The organism is Pseudomonadota bacterium (genome assembly GCA_027624715.1).
In the GTDB taxonomy this organism is placed as follows: domain Bacteria; phylum Pseudomonadota; class Gammaproteobacteria; order Burkholderiales; family Eutrophovitaceae; genus Eutrophovita.
Genome location: JAQBTV010000002.1, coordinates 50,064 through 66,650, shown reverse-complemented (window position 1 = coordinate 66,650; position 16,587 = coordinate 50,064). Strand labels below are relative to the sequence as shown.

Sequence of the window (16,587 nt, the reverse complement as noted above, 5' to 3'; positions counted from 1 at the left end):
GAGCGTCTCAGTTAGAGAAGTGACATTGATCCCCAAGCAAGGCTTCTCTAAATCGGTTTTTTAACAGCGCCCCATCACGAGGTGGGAGCACTAGTTCATCTGATTTAGGATCAACCTTAACCTGAGCAAACATTAAGCCAGAACCGTCTATTTCTTTTTTAAGAGAAGTAAGTTCATTTTCATCCGTAATTATAGAAGAATTTGTAAATCCACACGCACTTGCAACCGCTGCCAAATCAACGCCAAATCCAGTATGCGTTTTTTGTTTTCCTGTCTCACCATAAATCTCATTGTCTAAAACAACAATCGCAAGATTTGTAGGTTGAATCACACCTATCGTCGCAAGCGAATTAAGCCCCATCAATAATTCACCATCACCTGTGACCACCAAGACGCGCTTGGTTGGTTGAGCCAATGCAAGCCCAAGTCCCGTAGCTAATGCACCACCCATTCCACCCCACATTGGAAAGTTTAAGGGATGATCTCCAGCCGCCGTTATATCCCAGGCGGGCGCACCTAAACCGGCCACCACAAGAAGATCACCTCTAGACCGTAATAAATGCTCAACCACTTGTCTGCGATTTAATAATATCATCCACGTCCTTATGGCAATTTAAGTTTCCACTCAAAGGCTCGATCAACGACCAAAAGTTTTCGCACCTAAAACCCGTTGATCAATCAGTACGGCTGTCGGCCTGTAGGTATTGAATGCAAATCGTATGGCACCCTCAGCGCATTCCGCGACTTCGTCATTTTTTTGTGCTCGAAACGTTGTAACGCCCATCTCTTTCAAGACATGCTCTGCCCCCTGACCCATCGGCACTTGCCAAGGATTAAATTCGCCCCAATCACCACGCATGGTCACGATCATGGGAAGCGGCACCTGACAAGTATTCAACATAGAGAGCATATTGATACAATTACCTACTCCACTGGATTGCATTAACAGTAAACTTTTTTTTCCACCAAGCCAGGTTCCCATTGCCAAAGAAATACCTTCCTCCTCCGAGGTTAGCCGAACGGTTTGGATACCTTCATGAGATACACATAAATCAATCAACTGAGATAGACCTGCATCTGGGACAAAACTCACTATAGAAATGTCTTGCTCGCATATCAAATCGAATACCGTCTTACTCCAGTGGTTCGCAAGGTTCATGTTCATGGCTCAAAACTATAGATTAAATCTCTATTACGATCTTTCCGACATGCTTGCCAGACTTGAGATGCCTAAACGCGTCGGCAGCATTTTCTAAACGAAAACTCGAATCAATAACGGGTTTAATCCCATGATAGTCGATAGCACGCACCATGGCTTCAAATTGCAGTCGCGATCCAACCGCTATCCCCTGCACGCGAATAAAAGGGCCCAGTAGAGACTTCACAGAAATCGTAGCCTCATGGCCTCCCACAAAACCAATCACGGCGACGAATCCACCAAAACATACTACCGACAATGATTCAGATAAGGTGTAACCAGTTGTTTCGATAACAATATCTACTCCTCTACCTCCGGTTGCATCTTTGGCCAGTGCGGCCCAATTACTGTGCGTTTTGTAATTAATCCCGACATCAGCACCCAACTGCTTCGCTTGGCTAAGTTTTTCATCACTAGATGATGTCAGTATTACTTTGGCTCCAGCCATTTTTGCAAACTGCAACGCAAATAAAGCCACACCACCCGTTCCTTGAACGAGCACCGTGTCTCCGGACTTAATTCCGCCCTGCTCTAGGGCATTCCATGCCGTGAGGGCTGCGATCGGAAGCGTTGCGCACTCCCTAGCGGTAAGAGAAGCAGCGGCCGTAACCGCCTCTTGTTCTGGCACTACAATATACTCTTGCAACACCCCTGAGAGCGGCGCACCGAGTGTCTTTGTCGTGCGCTGCTGCTGAGTCGGTTTTCCGCTATACCACCCTTGCGTATAGACTGGAATTACTCGATCCCCCTCCTTAAAACGGGTAACCCCATCTCCGACCTTGACTACCTGCCCGGAACAATCGGAACACGGGACGTATGGTAGGTTTAAATGCGGCATGAATTTTTGGTCCAGAATTGCCAGATCACGATAATTAAGACTAGCTGCCTCTATCTTGATCAAGACTTCTCCGTTCTGCACCGAGGGCTTGGTTCTCTCACAAAGACGCAAATCATCAATTGCAAAATCGACAGCTTCTACTGCTCGCATTAGCTCTGACACCTACACTCCTTTATATTTAATAACGGCAACCAATTGGATATTCGCACTGATTATGCGGCGCGACTGTTTTTATTTTTTGTCGCAAATCCCAGAAGCAGTTTAAAATAATTGTTATCGCAGATCTTGGAAAGATCACTATAAACCAAATAAGAATCGTAAAAGGACGCTCCCTATGAAGTTTTACAAAATTGCGGTGATTGCCGGAGACGGCATTGGAAAAGAAATCATGCCTGAGGGGTTGCGGGTATTAGATGCTGTCGCTCGAAAATACAACTTCGAACTCAAATTCGATGAATTTGATTGGAGCTGCGACAACTACGAAAAACACGGTTGGTGGATGCCCCCCTCTTGGCGAGAGGACATCGGAGGACATGACTGTATTTTCTTTGGCGCAAATGGTTGGCCCGCCGCAGTACCTGACCACATAGCGTTATGGGATTCTTTAATTAAATATCGTAGGGAATTTGACCAATACGTAAACTTGCGCCCAGTCAAACTCCTACCAGGAGTGAAGTGTCCATTAGCCGATCGCAAGCCAGGTGACATCGATTATCTGGTTGTTCGTGAAAATACCGAAGGTGAGTATTCTTCCATCGGCGGCAGAATGTTCGAAGGCACCGATCGAGAGACGGTCACACAAACGTCAGTTTTTACGCGAAAAGGTGTAGACCGCATCATGCAATACGCTTTCGGATTAGCGCAAAAGAGAGATAGAAAACATGTGACATCAGCTACCAAATCAAATGGTATTGCGATCACCATGCCCTACTGGGATGAACGCTTTAAAGTAGTGTCGGCTGAACATCCAAACATCACTACAGACCAATATCACATTGATGGCCTCACAATCCAACTCATTTTAAATCCGCAGCGGTTCGATGTTATCGTCGCTTCTAACTTGTTTGGCGATATTATCTCAGACATTGGGCCAGCCACTGCAGGAACCATTGGTATAGCGCCATCTGCAAACATCAATCCTGGGCGAAACTTTCCATCCCTATTTGAACCAGTGCATGGCTCAGCTCCTGATATTTATGGCAAAAATATCGCAAACCCAATCGCTCAAATTTGGTCGGGCGCAATGATGCTAGATCATCTTGGCGAACACGCTGCCGCTAGAGCGATCACCAATAGTATTGAAGCGTGTTTGGTTTCCGGTCCTGTTACTCCTGATCTTGGCGGATCAGCTGCAACCTCCGATGTTGGTAAAGCGATTGCCAATTCATTTACGTAAACCTCAAATAGTTCAATGTGCTTAGAGGATATCGAATATCGTAATTCCTAAATATTCAAGAAGAGGGGCATATCGTAACTTTGGCGATGAATGAGCCAGAAACTCGTAATGCACTGACGGGCAATACCGCAGCTGATGAATTTGTCAGTATCTGGGATAAGATTGATTCGAATAAAAAAATTAAAGCCGCCATCATCAATGGAAGTAGGGCCGTATTTTCTGCTGGGGGCAGCCTAAAGCAATCCGTCAAATGGTTAACTCTTAGTTTTTTTGGACAGATAGGCATCCATCGTTGTAGGATACTTGACCAATTTAAAATTGGGATTATTCAAGCTTCAATGTAGGCAGTCACCAAAAAAGACTAGAAGAGATTTGCCCTTCAATTTTAACTATAAATATAGGAAAATATCGTGTCTGATTTCCGATTAGAACATGCCAATATCCCGTCTCAAAACCCTCATGATCTGGCGAAATGGTACGCTGAAACCTTCAAGTTAGCAGCAGATCAACATGTGGTGAGAGGTGATGGGATCTTAATCGCGTTCCAACAAGGCACCCCTATCAACCAACCTGCAGTGCTTCACCTCGGATTTAGAGTGCGCAATATGGCAAAACTGCATGAGTGGAGAGATCGGTTCGACAAGGCACTGAAAGTTGGACCTGAGTTCACATCCTTTCAAGTACTCGACCCTGAAGGCAATTGTGTTGAAATCTACGCAGAAAACGCAAGCGTTTGATTTAGGCTAGCGCCACCAACCATTACACTTTAATCAGTAGATTGAAGGGAAAACTATGAAAATCGGGATATTAGGGTGCGGTGCTATGGGCAGCGTCTACGCTGCCCTATTGGCTGACGCAGGTCATGACGTATGGGCAGTTGATACCTGGCAAGATCACGTAGAAGCGATCAAAAAAAATGGCTTGCGCTTAGAGGGCGCATCTGGATCTCGAATTGTCAAACTAAATGCCACAACAGATACAAGTGAAGTTGGAGAGTGTGACCTAGTCATCATCGCGACCAAGGCAATGCATGTAGGGGCCGCCGCAGAGTCAGCCGTATCTTTGATGGGTGTCAACACAGTGGTACTCTCGATTCAAAATGGCTTAGGAGGTCCTGAAGCCGCAGCAAAAATACTAGGATTTGAGAAAGTAGCAATTGGTGTGGTTGGTGGCTTCGGCGCGTCCATTAAAGAACCAGGGTACGCCCACCACAATGGCTGGGAACTCGTTAGGTTGGGTGAGTTTTCTGGGCCAGTGACCGATAGACTCCGCACGATTGCGGCAACGTGGGAGTCCGGCGGATTTCGCGTAGAGTGCTTTGATGACATTGACCAACTAATCTGGGAAAAACTAATCTGCAACGTGTGCTTCTCGGGGACTTGTACGATAACAGGTCTCACAGTAGGAGAGGTGATGGAAGATGCGGACGCATGGATTTGCGCGTCGAATTGTGCACGGGAAGCTTTTAACGTTGCGATGGCTAAAAACATTAATGTTCGAATTGATGATCCTATCAAATATGTCAAAAATTTCGGATCAAAAATACTAAACGCTAAACCGTCGATGCTGCTTGATCACTTAGCGGGGCGGATGTCTGAGATCGATGCCATTAACGGTGCAATACCGAATGTCGGATTACAAGTAAGCGTTGAGACTCCGTTTAATTCAGCGATCAGCGCTTTAGTAAGAAATAAAGAAAAACAAATGGGTGTCCGTTAAAAGTCATTCAAGATAATTAAAACAGGAGATGGGGATGGAACAATTCAAGATGTACATAGATGGTGATTTTATCGAAGCGGCTTCAGGCGAATGGTTTGACAGCTTTAACCCTTTCACTGGAAAAGTTTGGGCACAGGTGGCTGCAGGTGGCCCAGCAGATGTGGATCGGGCTGTGCAGGCAGCACATCGAGCATTTACCAGCGGCCCTTGGTCAGAATTGACCGCGAGTCAGCGTGGCATGCTAATTCATAGGCTCGGTGATCTAATCGCTAGAGACGCGCAAAAACTTGCAGAAATGGAAGTGAAAGACAACGGAAAACTAATCGCAGAAATGCTAGGTCAAGTCAACTACGTTCCTCAGTGGTATTACTACTTTGGCGGCCTAGCCGATAAAATTGAAGGCTCAGTGATTCCGCTCGACAAAAAAGGCTACTTCAATTTCACACGCCATGAACCTCTCGGCGTTGTCGCCGCGATCACCGCTTGGAATTCACCGCTGCTATTACTAGCATGGAAACTGGCACCAGCGTTAGCGGCAGGATGCACAGTCGTGATCAAGCCCTCAGAGTTTACTTCGGCATCCACCTTAGAGTTTATCAAACTCATTAAAGAGGCAGGCTTTCCAGACGGCGTTGTCAACGTAGTTACGGGTTATGGAAAAGACGTCGGCGAACCACTTACCTCTCATCCGCTCGTTCGAAAAATTGCGTTTACTGGCTCTGATGCTACTGGAAGAGCCATCAATCAAGTAGCTGCGAAATCATTTAAACGGGTCACACTCGAACTCGGTGGAAAATCCCCTAACATTGTTTTTGACGACGCTAACTTAGAGGATGCGGTTAACGGTGCAGTATCAGGCATCTTTGCAGCAACCGGACAAACGTGTATTGCTGGATCGCGTTTGCTTTTACAGGAAAACATTCATGACGAATTCATGGAAAAGCTCATTGCGCTTGCTAGAACTGCTCGCATGGGTAATCCCATGAGTACCGAGACCCAGGTAGGACCGATCACCACAAAACCACAGTACGACAAAGTTCTTAGTTATATTGATGTGGCTAAAAATGAAGGTGCTAATTTGGCCCTCGGTGGCACAGCGGCCACCCGACCAGAATGCGGTGATGGATGGTTCATCGAGCCAACTGTGTTCACAGGGGTTACAAATGACATGAGGATCGCGCAAGAAGAAGTATTCGGACCGGTACTCTCTGTGATTAAGTTCAAAGACGAAGAGGAAGCGGTCGAAATTGCAAACGATATTCGATTCGGTTTAGGCTCTGGAGTTTGGACCAGTGACATTGGTCGAGCCATCAGGATGTCAGAAAAAATTCAAGCAGGAACAGTTTGGGTGAATACGTATCGCGCAGTGAGCTACATGTCTCCATTCGGGGGTTACAAAGATTCCGGTGTGGGCCGGGAAAGCGGTATTGAAGCGATTTATCAATACCTACAGACAAAGAGTGTTTGGATCAACATAGGGGCCAAAACTGGAAATCCATTCGTCCTAAAATAACAACACATATTCTTTAGGGAGTTTCATTATGAAAGGCATCGTTTTCCCCGGCAAGAAAAAACTAGAAATCTTAAACTTTCCAGACCCAACTCCAGGACCTGGAGAGGTGGTTTTAGAGATTAAAGCGTCTGGCATGTGCGGCAGTGATCTAAAGTTCTATAGAGCAGAGGGAGGGGCCTCGTCCCTTGGTCTGGGCGATTTTGATGGGCCTATCATCGCTGGTCACGAACCATGCGGTGTTGTTGTTGCTGTTGGTCAAGGGGTACCAAAAAATGTTGCACAAAAAGGTATGCGAGTCATGCAGCACCACTACCGTGGTTGTGGTTCATGTGATCATTGCTCAACGGGATGGGAACAACTTTGCGTTGATGGAGTCAAGGAAGTTTTCGGAGTAACCGGGCATGGTGCACATGCTAAATATATGAAATGTCCCGCAAGGACGCTTGTAGCGCTCCCTGACGAACTCTCATTTAAATCAGGAGCCGCAATCTCCTGCGGCACAGGTACAGCCTGGGGTGCATTACAACGACTGGAACTGATGGGCGATCAGACAATCGCAGTTTTTGGCCAAGGTCCCGTAGGATTATCTGCCACCTTCCTTGCCTCGCGAATGGGCTCTCGAGTAATCGCCCTTGATACAAGTGAAGAACGCCTACAACGAGCAAAGGGATTTGGAGCTGATGTACTGATTAACCCTGCCAAAACAGAAAATGTGGTTCAGGCGATCCGTGACGCAACACACGGTCGTGGTGCACACGCCTCTCTGGACTGCTCATCCGCTCCTGCCGCACGCACGCAAGCGGTGCAGTGCGTGCGCACTTGGGGTAAAGCTTGCTTTGTTGGTGAAGGGGATATCGTGACACTGAATGTCAGTAACGATATGTTAAGACGTCAGGTCACAATCATTGGCTCCTGGACCTTCTCAAAAGTTGGACAAGCTAAATGTGCTGAGTATGTGGCTGATAAAGAAATTTCGTTAGATGCCCTCTTCACACATGAGTGGAAGTTAGATCAAGCGAAAGAGGCCTACGAGCTATTTGATCTGCAACATTCTGGAAAAGGCGTCATTGATCCCTCTTAGAACTGAACATACGTCAACATTATGTTTGAAGGATTTCAATTAAAAACGATCGAAGTTGAGGATGTTTCGATACGACTAAGAATAGGGGGAGATGGCCCGCCTCTTCTGTTGTTGCATGGTAATCCACAAACACATGTCATGTGGCACTTAGTCGCTCCCGAGCTCAGTAAACGCTTTACCGTTGTCGCCACCGATTTAACTGGATACGGCGAAAGCTCCAAACCTGCATCGTCTGTTGACCATGGGGCTTACAGCAAAAGATCTATGGCTAGCGATCAGATTGCGGTAATGAGAAAACTCGGATTTAAACAATTCAGCGTTGCCGGCCATGACCGGGGCGGTCGAGTCGCCTACCGAATGGCACTAGATCATCCAGCCAGTATCAAAAAACTAGCCGTTCTTGACATTATTCCCACACTGGAATCGTTCCAGCGCTCCAATTCAGACTTTGGCTTAGGGTATTACCACTGGTTTTTCTTGGCTCAACCCAGCCCATTACCCGAAACTCTAATAAACCAAAACTCTGAATGGTTTTGGCACTGGCATACCAATCGGCCAACAAGAAACTTCTTTGCGGAAGCAGCTGTTGATGACTATCTCAAATGCTTTAAAAATCCTGAAACCGTTCGCGCCATGTGTGAAGACTACCGAGCTGGCATATCAATTGATTGTGAACATGATCTCGCCGATCAGAAGAGTGGCAATAAAATAACCTGCCCAGTATTAGCTCTATGGGGGAAACAAGCAAAACTAGAACAGTGGTATGACACTCTCGATATCTGGCGATCATGGGCAAGCACTGTTCAAGGCTTCGAGATTGATTGCGGACATTACCTGGCCGAAGAAGAACCCGAACAAACAATTAAGGCATTAAATGATTTTTTCTGACGGATCCACTACCACTCCGAAACCTACTAATTTTGGATGGAGCATCAAACCAAGCTTAGCTCTTCTACTGAGCGGTCCAGCCTCCATCAACAATCAAGTGCGTGCCAGTCACCATACCCGCTGCCGGAGATGCCAAATAAACAGCAGCGGCAGCCACATCTTCCATTTTGGCCAAACGACCCATTGGAATTCTAGAAGTGACAAAGTCTTTCTTCTCAGGCGTATCTACGATACGCCTGACCATAGGTGTTTCTGAAAATGTTGGGCCAATGCTGTTAACGCGGATATTTTTATCAGCCAACTCGACTGCCATCGCTTTAGTGAGCCCCTCAATCGCATGCTTGGTCATACAATAAACAGTCCTATTCGGAGAACCCACATGCCCCATCTGCGAGGACATATTGACGACACTCGCACCTTTCTCAACTAAATCTGCAGACTTCAGCATCACTTGGACTGCTGACTGCGCAACTACAAAACAAGCCCGAACATTTAAATCAAGCATAATATCCAAATGATCGTCACTGACGTCGAGAAAAGGTTCTGGAAAATTTGTACCCGCATTATTAACAAGAATATCTAAACGTGATAACCCGCCTATCGCACTGCGTAGGTTTCTGTCATTCGTAACATCGCAGACGATTACAGAGGCCTCACCACCATTCTGGCGTATGGAATCAGCATTTTCTTGTAGGTAACTTTCGGTCCGCCCAAGTAAAACAACTGACGCGCCGGCCTTAGCATAAGCCATGGAAATCGACGCACCAAGGCCTTGGCCAGCTCCTGTTATCAGCGCCACTCGCCCGTCAAGTCGAAAAGAAGACATGGAAAACCGATCCGTCATGAGCTGATCCGTCGTGACTTCATGCTCCATTCCCGATTTACCACTACCGAACTAAGTCACCTCAAGTATCAGGCTGACTTACCAAACATATCGTCAACGTGTGCTTGTGGTAAACGTTTTGTTAATAGACTCACCACGATCATCGTGACTGCTGCCGCAATAATGCATAGGCCTGCGATCGAAAACGGATTTTTATAGGGCTCATCTTTAAGCACATAACAATAGATGATGCTGGCTCCAAAACCAAACACACCCACCAAGAATGAGGCAATTGCCCCAGCCTTAGTAGCCCTTCTCCACAGAGCACCAATCAAGAGAGGTCCCGTTGCTCCGGAGAGAATGCCACCAACCCCAATCCACAATAACACCACCAAAAACTGCGGTGGTTCCCACGCTAGCCAGCAAGCCACCACGCCAACCAAAACAACGCCAACTCGAGAAATATTGAGCGCTATTTGTTCAATTTGCTCTTTGGATTTGTGTTTATGGATGACTGGTGCAAAGGTCCTTTTATACAGATCGTTACTGAAAATAACCGCGATGGAGATAAATAGGCCATCAGCCGTCGACATAATGGCTGACAACACACCAATGCCTAAGAGTCCAGCAAAAAACGGGTGTAAGAGTTGTGTGAATAAAACAGGAATGGCCGCATCAGGTTTAATGTCTGCACCAAATAATGCTCGAGCGTGCAATCCACCCAAAACAGTAAAGCCTAAGATGGAACCGACTGGAATGGCGATTAGCATGAATGTACGAATTTGTTTGGGGTCTTTGAGCGCAAACGCTAACTTTCCGACATGTGGATTCATAGCGAACGGGAGGTGCGCAACGAAAAGCAATGTAACCAACCAGAAACTACCGAAGTATAAGTCACCCTCCTTAAAGTAGTTATCCCAACCCAAACTCGGGTCTTGCAGGACCAAGGCGTCGTTAATGACCGATGGACCCGTACCTTCGAGACCGACACCCATGAAAAATATCACGGCAATGAAAAGCGCGACCAAAACCATCACTACACCTTGTATGCCATCCGTCATAATGTCAGCATGAGAACCGCCCATAGCAACATAAAGGGCAATCACCCCAACACTGACTATAACTCCAACTTTATAATTTAGATTGAGTAATACCTCAAATATTGTAGCTGCTGCAACAATTTGAGCGGCTATATAATACACCAGCAAAATCGAGACGAGCGCAAACCCAATTCTCAAAAAGTCACTGTTATAACGCTGCCCCAAGAATTCAGGCAGTGAATTTGAGCGAAACTTATCTCCAGCACGCTTAATCAGTCTGATCGCTAAAAGCATCCCTAAGTAAATCGCAATCGGATATGTCGCAGGATACCAAATTGCTGCGAAACCTTTGGAATAAGCCATTCCCGGCACACTCATGAACGTCGCCCCACTCGCGATTGTTCCGGCAAAAGCAAATGCCAACGTTACGGGGCCATAAGCGCCACGAGCCACCGCGAAGTCCTCGTCTGTTTTGGTTTTCTTCATCCCCGCAAAACCAATACCGATAAACATCAATATAGACGCGGCTAATAAACCCCATCCCCACATTCCGATATACGTATCCATAGATTATTTGCTCTCTAAAAAAAATTTAAAACGAGACTAAATTGCACTTAGATACTTCATTTTTCCCAATCTGATTTTCTAGCTACATAGGTCATAGCAATTACCCAATAGCCGACGACGATAATGCACATGAGGGTTAGAACGTTCATAATGTATTCTCCTAACTAAATATTTTTTAGTTTTGAATTAATTAAAGAATGCTAACACTAATACAGCCAATACTATTTTTTTTAACTTATGCCACCATTTTTGCAAAGCACAAATATCCGCCTAATCAAACGTAATAACTGTAGCAATTAAAGCAATGCAATATTATTTTAACAATGACAATACGTTTGTGGCATCAGTAAGACAGATCTTAATCATATATTTATTAGGGAGAATTCTTCTACTTTTTGTCGGCGGGTTCTTCATTTCTGCGCATGCAGCATCAACTAATGTGTCAGTCATAAGTTTGGGAGAAATTGTGACCTACCCAAGCACGACCGCCTTCGCGTCCGTCATAACACTTAACGACAGTAGATTATCTGCAGAGGTGTCCGCTAGGATCTTGGCCATCAACGTAGAAATAGGTCAAGTGGTTGAAAAAGGTGATGTCTTAATCAAGCTAGATCCAACAGATCACAATATTGCATTGCAACAGGCAGAAGCAAATCTGACATCCGCTCAATCTAAGTTTGATCTCAGCAAAAGACAACTAGACAGAGCGCAAGCATTAGTCTCCAAAGGATTCATTTCTTCGGAAGCGCTAAACGTGAAGGAAACCGACTTTGCGAGCACTGAATCTTTGGTCGCCCTCTATCGAGCACAGTATGAGGCTGCAAAGCGATCGGTAGCAAAATGTACGATTAGAGCGCCGTTTAAATCGATCATTCGAGAACGGTTGGGCCAAGTTGGCGAAATTACAACACCAGGCTTTTCTCTGCTACGATTGAGCGATCTTGAGAAAATAGAGGTTGAAGCCAAAATTCAACCTAGAGATGTTGAATCTCTAAGAGCCAGCTCCTCCGTTAAGTTTATAAGTAGCGAGCAATCCTACCCTGTAACAATTAAGCGGATCGTTTCCGTGGTGAACGAGAAAGACCGCAATCAAAAGGTTCGTTTACGGTTTCTGAAAAAGAAACCACCAATAGGGTCAGCCGGAACCATTATGTGGTACACCAATAAACCGCATGCGCCAGCGAGTTTAATAGTTAAAAGAAATGGACAACTAGGCTTATTTACATACACCGCGGGGAAAGCAAGATTCTTGGCACTTCCTCATGCATTAGAGGGAAGCCCAGCATTCATTAACCTTCCACTCGAAACTTTAGTGATTCATCAAGATCAATATAGACTGCAAGACGGCCAACCTGTTTCGATTTCTGGTGGTCAGTAAATTATTAATGTCCCGCTAAATCATGTCACTGATTAAGCAATTCTTATCCAATCATGTGATCGCAAACTTGACATTTGTGATCGTCATACTCATGGGCATTGGTGGTTATCTCTCGATACCAAGAGAGCAAGATCCAGAAATTAATTTTAATTGGATCAATGTCACTACTGGATTGAGAGGTGCCTCAACCGAAGATATAGAGAAATTGGTAACGCAGCCACTAGAGGATGCAATTCGACAAGTTTCGGACATTCGTTATGTGTCATCGCGCAGCCAAGAGGGCGTTTCCACCATACTGGTACGTTTTCAAGATCTCTCGAGCGCAACCTTTGATAAACGTATTAACGATTTGCGTCGAGAAATACAAAACAAAGCCGGTCAAGAATTGCCAGCTGGAGTCAGTGATCCACGCATTATAGAAGTGACGACATCCAACGGTTTTCCATCGGCAATGGTTTTAGTTTTAGGTCAAGCTGATGACGAACTATTACGCAATTCGGCACGTCAAGTACGTGATGAGTTAGAAAGGTTATCAGGGGTAGATGACGTATTTGCCGTTGGGTTACATGACCCAGAATTGCTCGTCGAATTCAATCCTAGACAATTAGAAGCACATCAAGTATCCCCAACCCATGTTGCAGATTCGGTCTTTGCGTGGTTTCAAGACGTTTCTGCTGGCGGCATCACGGCGGGCAACCAAGATTGGCTAGTTCGTTTAGTGGGGAAAAAAAATGACCCGGAATTTCTGAATTCCATTCCGGTTAAGCTGATTAAAAACGCCGATTATGTCCCACTATCAGCAGTAGCTAACGTTTCGACATCCAGAGAAAAACCCATTCAACTTGCTAGCCAAAATGGGCAACACGGCATACTTCTATCAGTCACCAAAAAAAGCTATACGAATACGATTGATCTGGTTGATCGTATTAGCGCTTATCTTGATGAAAAAAATACCACTCTTTTTAAAAACGGTATCAGTCTGAACTTAGTGGACGACCAAACCATTCCGACCAAAGAAGCCATCAACGTCATGCAGGCCAATGCCGGCTTTGGATTGTTATTGGTCCTCGTAACAACTTGGGCTTTTCTCGGTAGTCGTATGGCCATTTTGATCAGCCTCGGTATTCCATTTTCAATTGCAGGAACCTTCGCCGTTATTTATGCCATTGGTTGGACACTTAACGTATCCATACTCCTTGGGGTCGTAATTGCTTTAGGCATGTTGGTGGATGACGTTGTTGTTGTTGTAGAGGCAATTTACTATCGACTTTCAAGAGGGTTTGACGCAGCTACAGCTTCTATAGAAGGGTTGCGAGAAGTTTTTGCCCCTGTACTGACGTCTGTACTCACAACAGTTGCGGCCTTTTTGCCACTCATGCTGCTACCTGGAATTGTGGGGAAATTTATGCTCGTGGTGCCCGCTGTTGTGACGCTGGCACTTGCATTTAGTTTATTGGAAGCGTTTTGGATCCTACCCGCGCACATCATGGCTATGAAGCTAAACTTAAACAGTAAATCCCGCGTGCACCGCATCAGAGAAAGTAAGACACGATTGATACGACACAGATATAGCAAAGCACTCCTGTTTGCTATCAGATGGCCAAAAACATTTTTATCAATTACGGGACTTAGTTTTGCCATCGCGGTATATGCATGCGTGGCGGGCTTCGTGCAGATTCAATTTTTCGCCTTTGATCCCATACGTATTTTTTATGTCAACGTTGATATGCCCTCTGGCACCCCATTAGAAGAGACCATGCGATGGACTAAAAAGATCGAAGCAAAAGTTAGAAATCACGTCTCTCCTGAAGAAGAACGTGCCATCACATCAATAGCGGGTATCAAATATACGGATACTGCTCCGCTTTATGAAAGCCGTTATGGTCAGGTGATTGTTAGCCTCAAACCGCATGAGGGCAATCTTAGGGAAGTAGATATGGTGATCGAAGACATGAGGGCTGAGGTAGGCACTAACAATGGGGTCGCGAATGTAACGTTTACCCGCATCTCGGGAGGACCTCCTCTCACCAAACCTATTAGCGTCAAAATCCGAGGTGATAATTTTGGGGACTTAAGAGCGGTTACCTCTCACTTGCAAAACTTTCTGGGCACGATCGAATCTGTATCGGATATCAGTAGTGACGATAGTCCAGGTCGAAACGAATTAAATTTGAAACTTAATTACGAATCAATCAATCAGATCGGAATAGACCCCCTATCGGTAACTCGATCAATCCGATTATTCGTCGATGGTGAAATCGTCACTTTCCTACAATCGGAAGGTGAAAAAATAGAGGTTCGTGTTAAAGCTCAATCAAACGACTTAGCGGGAATAGATGAACTTCTATCCCGTTCGATTTCAACGCCCTCGGGCGAGCAGGTCGCGTTGCGAGAATTAGTACATGTCGAAACAGGAAGGTCAAGCGAGAGCATTCAACATCACAACTTTCGAAGAACCATTACGCTTGAAGCGGATATTGATCGAGAAAAAATCAACGAAATAGAAGTTAATGGTCTCATTAAGAATGAATGGGAAAAAATCAAGTTAGATCACCCTAATGTCTCGCTCGATTTCTCAGGTACATTGGACGATATACAAGAAAGCCTAGATGCCATGCTGTTACTTTTCCTATTCGGTATCAGTCTCATTTACTTATTGATAGGAACACAATTCAAAAGTTACTTCCAACCACTGATGATTCTAGTTACCGTTCCCTTAACATTTATAGGGGTCGTTATTGGCCTCATCATTACGCAGCATCCGCTGAGTCTATACACGATGTACGGCGTTGTCGCCCTTGCTGGAATTTCTGTGAATAGCGCAATCGTTCTAATCGATGCTGCGAATACTCGCAGGAAAGAAGGTATGAATAGTACTCAAGCCATCGTATTCGCAGCACGTCGGCGCGTTATTCCTATTTTGATTACCTCTTTCACGACGATCGCAGGATTACTCTCACTCGGATTAGGTCTTGGCGGAAACTCTCTATTATGGGGACCGATTGCGTCGGCAATTATGTGGGGGCTGGGTGTGTCTACCTTAATGACGTTATTTGTGATCCCCCTGCTTTATAAAACGTTCTCGCGTTAAGTTCATTTTTTATCAGCGACCCAAATAGTTTCCAGCTCTCGTTCAGCGGCTTGCATCTGGCTAATTAAGTCAAGCGGACAATGAGAAATATGCAAGCTATCCAGATGCCGTTGACTCAAAAACTCCTTACTTACCATCTGATGGAGATATCCAATTAATCCGTCAAAATATCCTTCTACGTTCAAGATCCCTACCGGCTTTACATGAATGCCTAATTGGTACCAAGTCCACGCCTCAAAGAGCTCGTCCATCGTGCCTATGCCTCCAGGCATCGCTATAAATGCATCGGCCAAATCAATCATCTTCGCTTTACGCTCATGCATTCCTACCACCGTCACCAACTCAGTTAAGTTTTGATGTGCGCGTTCCTCTCCGCATAGTCCATGTGGTATCACGCCAGTCACCCGACCACCATGAGCGATAACCGTATCCGCCACAACCCCCATCAACCCGACTTTACCGCCGCCATAAACTAGCTCAATACCCGATTCGACAAGAACCCTACCAAGCTGAGTCGCCATAGATTCATAATGTTTCGAGATCCCTTTTTTGGATCCACAATAAACTGCAATACGCTGAATCATGTGTGATATTTTCCAGGCAATGGCAAAGCTGTTTTGTACTTAACTTGCTTGAGCGCAAAGCTTGATTTGATGTTACCAACGCCAGGTATCCTTGACAAAAAATTTAAAATAAAATCCTGTAGCGCCTGAATATCAGCAACTACGACTCTTAGCAAATAATCAGATTCTCCTGTCATGAGATAACACTCCATGACTTCTGGTCGTGACTGAATCGACTCTTCGAATCGCTCCAATGCGGACTCAACTTGTCGCTCTAATGCAACATTGATAAACACACTCACCTTCAGCCCAACCTTCAATGAATCAACCAATGACACATACTGGCTGATATATCCAGACTGCTCGAGAGCTTTAACTCGAGCTAAGCTCGGGGAAGGGGAAAGTCCAATAGCTTTGGAGAGCTCAACATTTGTAATTCTTGCGTTGTCCTGGAGGAGTCGTAAGATCTCCCAATCAATTGCATCAAGCATA

General features: G+C 45.4%; 16 protein-coding genes. 9 read left to right on the top strand and 7 right to left on the bottom strand.

What is annotated here, in order from left to right; all coding sequences use genetic code 11:
• Nucleotides 1–7: 7 nt before the first annotated feature.
• Genes O3A65_01820 through O3A65_01810 form a run of 3 tightly spaced genes read right to left on the bottom strand, consistent with a single transcriptional unit; the run spans nt 8 to nt 2,198 of the window.
• Complete coding sequence (locus O3A65_01820; protein MDA1331198.1) at nt 8–595, bottom strand: thiamine pyrophosphate-dependent enzyme; 588 nt, start codon at nt 593–595, stop codon at nt 8–10.
• Nucleotides 596–637: 42 nt separating this feature from the next.
• Nucleotides 638–1,165, bottom strand: coding sequence for a thiamine pyrophosphate-binding protein (locus O3A65_01815; protein MDA1331197.1), 528 nt, complete (start codon nt 1,163–1,165; stop codon nt 638–640).
• A 16-nt stretch (nt 1,166–1,181) separates the two neighbouring features.
• A complete protein-coding gene (locus O3A65_01810) occupies nt 1,182–2,198 on the bottom strand; it encodes an NAD(P)-dependent alcohol dehydrogenase (protein MDA1331196.1) in 1,017 nt (338 codons plus the stop codon).
• Nucleotides 2,199–2,370: 172 nt separating this feature from the next.
• Between O3A65_01810 and O3A65_01805 the strand changes: the two genes are divergently transcribed.
• From O3A65_01805 to O3A65_01775, 7 genes are all read left to right on the top strand, one after another.
• Nucleotides 2,371–3,432, top strand: coding sequence for a tartrate dehydrogenase (locus tag O3A65_01805; protein ID MDA1331195.1), 1,062 nt, complete (start codon nt 2,371–2,373; stop codon nt 3,430–3,432).
• 71 nt (nt 3,433–3,503) lie between these two features.
• Nucleotides 3,504–3,776, top strand: coding sequence for an enoyl-CoA hydratase-related protein (locus O3A65_01800; GenBank protein MDA1331194.1), 273 nt, complete (start codon nt 3,504–3,506; stop codon nt 3,774–3,776).
• 66 nt (nt 3,777–3,842) lie between these two features.
• Nucleotides 3,843–4,169, top strand: coding sequence for a VOC family protein (locus tag O3A65_01795; GenBank protein ID MDA1331193.1), 327 nt, complete (start codon nt 3,843–3,845; stop codon nt 4,167–4,169).
• Between the two features lie 55 nt (nt 4,170–4,224).
• Nucleotides 4,225–5,151 carry a ketopantoate reductase family protein gene (locus O3A65_01790; protein ID MDA1331192.1) on the top strand — a complete coding sequence of 309 codons (927 nt, stop codon included), beginning with the start codon at nt 4,225–4,227 and terminating at the stop codon, nt 5,149–5,151.
• A 34-nt stretch (nt 5,152–5,185) separates the two neighbouring features.
• Nucleotides 5,186–6,664, top strand: coding sequence for an aldehyde dehydrogenase (locus tag O3A65_01785; protein ID MDA1331191.1), 1,479 nt, complete (start codon nt 5,186–5,188; stop codon nt 6,662–6,664).
• Nucleotides 6,665–6,692: 28 nt separating this feature from the next.
• Entirely contained in the window at nt 6,693–7,745 is a 1,053-nt protein-coding gene (locus O3A65_01780; protein ID MDA1331190.1) for a zinc-binding dehydrogenase, read from the top strand.
• A 21-nt stretch (nt 7,746–7,766) separates the two neighbouring features.
• Nucleotides 7,767–8,633: an alpha/beta hydrolase gene (locus O3A65_01775; GenBank protein MDA1331189.1), complete on the top strand. Its 867-nt coding sequence runs from the start codon at nt 7,767–7,769 to the stop codon at nt 8,631–8,633.
• A gap of 64 nt (nt 8,634–8,697) precedes the next feature.
• Here the strand turns inward: O3A65_01775 and O3A65_01770 are convergent, their stop codons facing one another.
• Both O3A65_01770 and O3A65_01765 read right to left on the bottom strand, forming a co-directional pair.
• Nucleotides 8,698–9,507, bottom strand: coding sequence for a glucose 1-dehydrogenase (locus O3A65_01770; GenBank protein ID MDA1331188.1), 810 nt, complete (start codon nt 9,505–9,507; stop codon nt 8,698–8,700).
• Between the two features lie 38 nt (nt 9,508–9,545).
• On the bottom strand, nt 9,546–11,063 hold the full coding sequence (locus O3A65_01765) for a sodium:solute symporter family protein (protein MDA1331187.1): 1,518 nt from the start codon (nt 11,061–11,063) through the stop codon (nt 9,546–9,548).
• 304 nt (nt 11,064–11,367) lie between these two features.
• Between O3A65_01765 and O3A65_01760 the strand changes: the two genes are divergently transcribed.
• Both O3A65_01760 and O3A65_01755 read left to right on the top strand, forming a co-directional pair.
• Nucleotides 11,368–12,441, top strand: coding sequence for an efflux RND transporter periplasmic adaptor subunit (locus tag O3A65_01760; protein ID MDA1331186.1), 1,074 nt, complete (start codon nt 11,368–11,370; stop codon nt 12,439–12,441).
• 22 nt (nt 12,442–12,463) lie between these two features.
• Nucleotides 12,464–15,532, top strand: coding sequence for an efflux RND transporter permease subunit (locus O3A65_01755; protein MDA1331185.1), 3,069 nt, complete (start codon nt 12,464–12,466; stop codon nt 15,530–15,532).
• A 2-nt stretch (nt 15,533–15,534) separates the two neighbouring features.
• Here the strand turns inward: O3A65_01755 and O3A65_01750 are convergent, their stop codons facing one another.
• Both O3A65_01750 and O3A65_01745 read right to left on the bottom strand, forming a co-directional pair.
• Nucleotides 15,535–16,116: a TIGR00730 family Rossman fold protein gene (locus O3A65_01750; GenBank protein ID MDA1331184.1), complete on the bottom strand. Its 582-nt coding sequence runs from the start codon at nt 16,114–16,116 to the stop codon at nt 15,535–15,537.
• Nucleotides 16,113–16,586 (bottom strand): Lrp/AsnC family transcriptional regulator, encoded by a 474-nt coding sequence (locus O3A65_01745; protein MDA1331183.1) that lies wholly within the window; start codon nt 16,584–16,586, stop codon nt 16,113–16,115. Before O3A65_01745 ends, O3A65_01750 begins: the two co-directional genes overlap by 4 nt.
• Nucleotide 16,587: the final 1 nt, after the last annotated feature.

Bases quoted from the DNA above. Each gene is read 5' to 3' on its own strand.
- O3A65_01820 (MDA1331198.1), bottom strand. From the start codon at position 595: ATGATATTATTAAATCGCAGACAAGTGGTTGAGCATTTATTACGGTCT.
- O3A65_01815 (MDA1331197.1), bottom strand. From the start codon at position 1,165: ATGAACATGAACCTTGCGAACCACTGGAGTAAGACGGTATTCGATTTG.
- O3A65_01805 (MDA1331195.1), top strand. From the start codon at position 2,371: ATGAAGTTTTACAAAATTGCGGTGATTGCCGGAGACGGCATTGGAAAA.
- O3A65_01790 (MDA1331192.1), top strand. From the start codon at position 4,225: ATGAAAATCGGGATATTAGGGTGCGGTGCTATGGGCAGCGTCTACGCT.
- O3A65_01785 (MDA1331191.1), top strand. From the start codon at position 5,186: ATGGAACAATTCAAGATGTACATAGATGGTGATTTTATCGAAGCGGCT.
- O3A65_01780 (MDA1331190.1), top strand. From the start codon at position 6,693: ATGAAAGGCATCGTTTTCCCCGGCAAGAAAAAACTAGAAATCTTAAAC.
- O3A65_01775 (MDA1331189.1), top strand. From the start codon at position 7,767: ATGTTTGAAGGATTTCAATTAAAAACGATCGAAGTTGAGGATGTTTCG.
- O3A65_01770 (MDA1331188.1), bottom strand. From the start codon at position 9,507: ATGGAGCATGAAGTCACGACGGATCAGCTCATGACGGATCGGTTTTCC.
- O3A65_01765 (MDA1331187.1), bottom strand. From the start codon at position 11,063: ATGGATACGTATATCGGAATGTGGGGATGGGGTTTATTAGCCGCGTCT.
- O3A65_01760 (MDA1331186.1), top strand. From the start codon at position 11,368: ATGCAATATTATTTTAACAATGACAATACGTTTGTGGCATCAGTAAGA.
- O3A65_01755 (MDA1331185.1), top strand. From the start codon at position 12,464: ATGTCACTGATTAAGCAATTCTTATCCAATCATGTGATCGCAAACTTG.
- O3A65_01750 (MDA1331184.1), bottom strand. From the start codon at position 16,116: ATGATTCAGCGTATTGCAGTTTATTGTGGATCCAAAAAAGGGATCTCG.
- O3A65_01745 (MDA1331183.1), bottom strand. From the start codon at position 16,586: ATGCTTGATGCAATTGATTGGGAGATCTTACGACTCCTCCAGGACAAC.